The following is a 3,024-nucleotide window of genomic DNA, read 5'->3' on the forward strand; positions in this document are numbered from 1 at the left end:
GGTGACGCTGCCACACGACCGGTTGGTGCCACGCCCTCGTCGGCCGTCGCGCTAGTGACCGGGGAAATCCCTCAACAGGCGGCCTTGAGGTCCGCGGCGCGGTCCGTGCGTTCCCAGGTCAGGTCCGGGAGTTCCCGGCCGAAGTGACCGTAGGCCGCCGTCTGCTTGTAGATCGGGCGGAGCAGGTCCAGGTCCCGGATGATCGCCGCGGGGCGCAGGTCGAAGACCTCAGCGATCGCCTTCTCGATCCGGTCGAGCGGCACCGTCTCCGTACCGAACGTCTCCACGAACAGGCTCACCGGGTGGGCCTTGCCGATCGCGTAGGCGACCTGCGCCTCACACCGTTCCGCCAGGCCCGCGGCGACCACGTTCTTCGCCACCCACCGCATCGCGTACGCCGCCGACCGGTCGACCTTCGACGGGTCCTTCCCCGAGAACGCGCCGCCACCGTGGCGGGCGTACCCGCCGTAGGTGTCGACGATGATCTTTCGTCCGGTCAGGCCCGCGTCGCCCATCGGGCCACCGATCTCGAACCGGCCGGTGGGGTTGACGAGCAGCCGGTAGCCCTCGGTGTCGAGGTCGAGCGCCTCCAACTCCGGCGTGATCACGTGGTCGCGGATGTCGGGGGTGAGCAGTTCGTCGAGGGAGATGTGGGCCGCGTGCTGCGTGGAGACGACGATGGTGTCGAGCCGTACCGGGCGTAGGCCGTCGTACTCGACGGTGACCTGGGTCTTGCCGTCGGGCCGCAGGTAGGGCACCGTCCCGTCCTTGCGGACGGCGGCCAGGCGACGGGCCAGCCGGTGGGCCAGCGCGATCGGCAGCGGCATCAGCTCCGGCGTCTCCGAGCAGGCGAAGCCGAACATCATGCCCTGGTCGCCGGCGCCCTGGGCGTCGAGCCCGCCGCCGGACGAGCCGTCGCGCAGCTCGATCGCCGTGTCGACGCCCTGCGCGATGTCGGGGGACTGGGCGCCGATCGAGATGCTGACGCCGCAGGAGCCGCCGTCGAAGCCCTTCTTCGACGAGTCGTAGCCGATACCCAGGACGGTTTCCCGCACGATGCGCGGGATGTCGGCGTAGGCCTGCGTGGTGACCTCGCCCGCGACGTGGACCTGACCGGTGGTGATCAGGCTCTCGACGGCGACCCGGCTGTGCGGGTCCTGCGCCAGTAGCGCGTCGAGGATGCCGTCGCTGATCTGATCGGCGATCTTGTCGGGGTGACCTTCGGTGACCGACTCGGAGGTGAAGAGGCGGCGCGACATGTGTGACTCCTAACCCAGGGAGCGTGCGGGCCCGGCGAGTCTTCCCTCCTGCGGTGGAGGTTGCCTGGAGGAAGCATCGAGCGATCAAAGGGGTATCCGCCGTACAACTTTCGACACGCATCGATCCTCGGAAGAACCCGCGATGTCGCTACGCGCGGTCGTTCCGACCCACTCCGCCACCTCCATAGCTTGAGAGCGTCTCGACGAGTGCTCTGCGAAATGGGGGAACCACTGTGGTCAGGTACGAGATCCTCGGGTCGCTGGAAGTGATCCACGAGGGCCGGATCTGCACGCCGACGCCGCCGAAGGTGCGGACCGTGTTGGCGCTACTGGTGATGCGGGCCAACCGGGTCGTGCTGGTCGACTCGATCATCCGGGAGCTGTGGGGTGACGATCCGGCGCGGAGCGCTGTCACCACTGTGCAGACCTACATCTACCACCTGCGCAAGCTCTTCGCGAAAGAGGGCATAGAGACCCCGGACCGGACCGTGCTGGAGAGCCGCGCCCGCGGCTACCTGTTGCGGGTGGAGCCGGGTCAACTCGACGCCGAGGTGTTCGAGACGTTGCTCGACCAGGGCCGTACGCACATCGAGTCGGACCGCCCCGAGGAGGGCGCCGAGGTGCTGCGGCGGGCGCTGGCCATGTGGACGGGGCCGGTGGGCGCCAACGTGACGTTCGGGCCGGCGCTTGAGGCGCACGCGATCCACCTGCAGGAGCAGTGGATCCGGGCGTTGGAGCTGCGCATCCAGGCCGACATCACGCTCGGCCGGCACCGCGAGCTGATCGGCGAGCTGCGCTATCTGGTGGGCACGTACCCGCTCAACGAGTGGTTCCACCGCCAGCTCATCGTGGCGCTCAGCCGGTCCGGACGCCGTGGCGAGGCGTTGCAGGCGTACCACCACCTGCGCCGGGTGCTCAGTGAGGAGTTGGGCCTGGACCCTTCGCCTGACCTCCAGCGGCTCCAGCGGGAGGTGTTGGCCGCCGGCGGGCCACTGCGCCCGGGGCTCGCCAGGGCCTCGTGACAGGCCCTCGACCGACGCTCCAGCGCCGTTCGACCGGCCGTCCCTAGCTTTCACACGGACATCGCGGCCAGGAGGTCTTCCATGACGAGCACATCCGACCGTCGGGTGGTCATCACCGGGACAGGCGTCATCGCCCCCGGCGGACTGGGCACCAAGGCGTTCTGGGAACTGTTGACCGCTGGCCGTACGGCCACCCGTACCCTGTCGTTCTTCGATGCGACCCCGTTCCGGTCGCGGGTGGCCGCGGAGGCCGACTTCGACCCGGTCGCCGAGGGCCTGTCGCCGCAGGAGGTCCGCCGGATGGACCGGGCCGCCCAGATGGCAGTGGTCTGCACCCGCGAGGCGCTCGCCGACAGCGGCTTCGAGGCCGCCGACCCGACCCGGGTCGGGGTCAGCGTCGGCACGGCGGTCGGGGCCACGATGAGCCTCGAAGAGGAGTACGTCGTGGTCAGCGACGGCGGCCGGAAATGGCTGACCGACCACCGGTACGCCACTCCGCACCTCTACGACTACCTGGTGCCGAGCTCGTTCGCCCGGGAGGTGGCGTGGTCGGTCGGCGCGGAAGGTCCGGCGACGGTGATCTCCACCGGCTGCACGTCCGGTCTCGACTCCGTCGGTCACGCCCGGGAGTTGATCCGAGAGGGCTCGGCCGACGTGATGATCGCCGGCGCGACCGACGCCCCGATCTCGCCGATCACGGTGGCCTGTTTCGACGCCATCAAGGCGACCACGGCCCGCAACGA

Annotated in this window: 3 protein-coding genes; 2 read left to right on the plus strand and 1 reads right to left on the minus strand. The window is 69.7% G+C overall.

Annotation, left to right across the window (positions count from 1 at the left end; genetic code table 11):
- Nucleotides 1-71: 71 nt before the first annotated feature.
- Nucleotides 72-1,259 (minus strand): methionine adenosyltransferase, encoded by a 1,188-nt coding sequence (gene metK, locus KBX53_RS27770; RefSeq protein ID WP_210862480.1) that lies wholly within the window; start codon nt 1,257-1,259, stop codon nt 72-74.
- Nucleotides 1,260-1,492: 233 nt separating this feature from the next.
- Between metK and KBX53_RS27775 the strand changes: the two genes are divergently transcribed.
- Nucleotides 1,493-2,281: an AfsR/SARP family transcriptional regulator gene (locus KBX53_RS27775; RefSeq protein ID WP_051708209.1), complete on the plus strand. Its 789-nt coding sequence runs from the start codon at nt 1,493-1,495 to the stop codon at nt 2,279-2,281.
- A gap of 81 nt (nt 2,282-2,362) precedes the next feature.
- Nucleotides 2,363-3,024: beta-ketoacyl synthase N-terminal-like domain-containing protein (locus tag KBX53_RS27780; RefSeq protein ID WP_305797980.1), on the plus strand; the 662-nt coding region annotated here is incomplete at its 3' end.

It is taken from the genome of Micromonospora sp. M51, assembly GCF_018070305.1.
GTDB lineage: Bacteria > Actinomycetota > Actinomycetes > Mycobacteriales > Micromonosporaceae > Micromonospora > Micromonospora parva.